The sequence below is a fragment of the Mucilaginibacter sp. P4_G9 genome (assembly GCF_056400985.1).
The window spans coordinates 1-1,739 of sequence record NZ_JBFUKF010000672.1 but is presented as its reverse complement, the minus strand read 5'-3'; the positions used below and the strand labels follow the sequence as shown (position 1 = coordinate 1,739).

Here is a 1,739-nt window from a genome sequence, read left to right as displayed (position 1 = left end):
GGATTTTTTGCTTCGGCCGGCCAATCGGTTATCTCTGCAACAGCTTTTATTCCATTTTTAGCTCCGTTGAGTTCACTCATCGGGATAAAAATATCATGCATCATTTTGCGGTCGTCCGGGATAAAAAAAGCAAAGCGTTCTGATAGCTTTACAATTCCTGTAAATTCCATTTTAGCACGCTGCAGTAGTTCTATGATTTCACCCTCTTTGCGCTTTCCCTTGCTTATGGCGTACACATAAACCTTAACCCTATCTCCATGCAGGGCATTACGTAGTTTGCGTGGTGCAACAAAAATGTCACTTTCAAATTCATCATCGGTAATAATAAAAGCCGACCCATCGTTGGTGAGATCAACCCGACCTTCAATAAACGTTTTTAATTCAAGTAGCTGAAATTTACCAGGTGAAACTTCTTTGAGTGTTGATTTTTGGGCCTCATCCTTTAAAATATCAAATATGATTTCGCGGGATTCGGGATCGCGAACGTTTAATTTAGCAGAAACCTGTTTATAGTTTAGTGGCGTATTGCCGTTTTGTTCGAATATATCAAGTACCATTTGTGTAAGTACCTGAACTATAGAAGAGTTGCTTTTCTTTTTAGACATACAAAAGTATTTGACCAAAGATACGGAATTTAGATGTTAAGCGATTGGGGATAAAGGTCGCAAGATATATGTGAGGTGTCATTCAACCATAGTTAGATTTGTTCATGCTTTAAAGAAGTAGTAAACTTTAAAGTATGACAACGGGGTTGCTTTGGCTTCTTTATTGTTTTTGATTTTATCAGGCGCCAATGGTCAGAAATCAGTAATTTGTATTATTGTAAATGAAAAAATATATCTAACTTTATAATACACAGCCTTTTACTTATAATGTCAGTCGAAACCAATAAAACTGTTTCACCTTTAAGTTGGGTTATTATAACCGGGTTGGGCTTTGTGTTGTTTGTGGCGGCGGCTGTAATACTTATGATCTTTAGCAATAAAGCTGCAAATTTAAGTCCGCAAGTTTATTTTTTTCTTTTGGTTTTTGTTGCCCTGATTGCATCGGGGTTTTTATTTGGTGCTTTAAAAGCGCACGCGAAGTATAGCGGTAAACTGTTTAATGGCACTTTAGCGCTTGGTGGGCCTGCAGTTATTTTTTGCCTGATCATCTATTTTGGGTTAAAGCTTTCTCCGGAAGCTGATTCATTTAATATCAAATTCATTGTTTTTGGTGATGAAAGTAAAAATGAGCTGGTAAATGGCGGATTGCTTAAAGTTTTGTTCAACAAACCCGACTCAGCAAGGATAGAAAATGGTGTGGTAACTTTTACCGAACTGCCAACTAATTTATTAGGAAAAACCATTTCTGTTACTCCGGCGGTGATTGGTTTTTACCGGCAAAGCCAGCAGATAACTATTCCTGCTGATGGGCGAACGCCTATTGAGTTGCATTTGAAAAAACAAACTGATTCATTAACTATCAGTGGTTTGGTTGTAGATATGCAAGGGCAACCTGTCCCCAATGTGCTGATTGTACTGGCCAACGGACTTTATAAAACCAGTGCCGATCAGTTAGGCAATTTTCGCTTTATCCTGCCGGTAAAAGATGGTACTGAGCTTCCGGTGAGAGTTTACCGGGAAAAAAAGTTACGTTATAACAACACCCAGGTTTTTTCTTCAAAAATACCCCTTACTCTTCAACTGAATGAGTTATGAAAGCGATCATCAGCATAATAAGCTTATGTATGGCCGGGT

General features: G+C 38.3%; 1 protein-coding gene and 1 pseudogene. One reads left to right on the top strand and one right to left on the bottom strand.

Annotated features, from left to right (window positions below; translation table 11 throughout):
* Nucleotides 1-605 (bottom strand): annotated as a pseudogene (locus AC1DPZ_RS26600) (ribonuclease R); the annotation flags it as partial.
* Between the two features lie 267 nt (nucleotides 606-872).
* On the opposite strand from AC1DPZ_RS26600, the gene AC1DPZ_RS26595 reads away from it, so the two are divergent.
* The gene (locus tag AC1DPZ_RS26595) at nucleotides 873-1,700 is read left to right on the top strand and encodes a carboxypeptidase-like regulatory domain-containing protein (protein ID WP_477409178.1); all 828 of its coding nucleotides are present in this window, start codon (nucleotides 873-875) and stop codon (nucleotides 1,698-1,700) included.
* The last annotated feature ends 39 nt before the right edge of the window (nucleotides 1,701-1,739 follow it).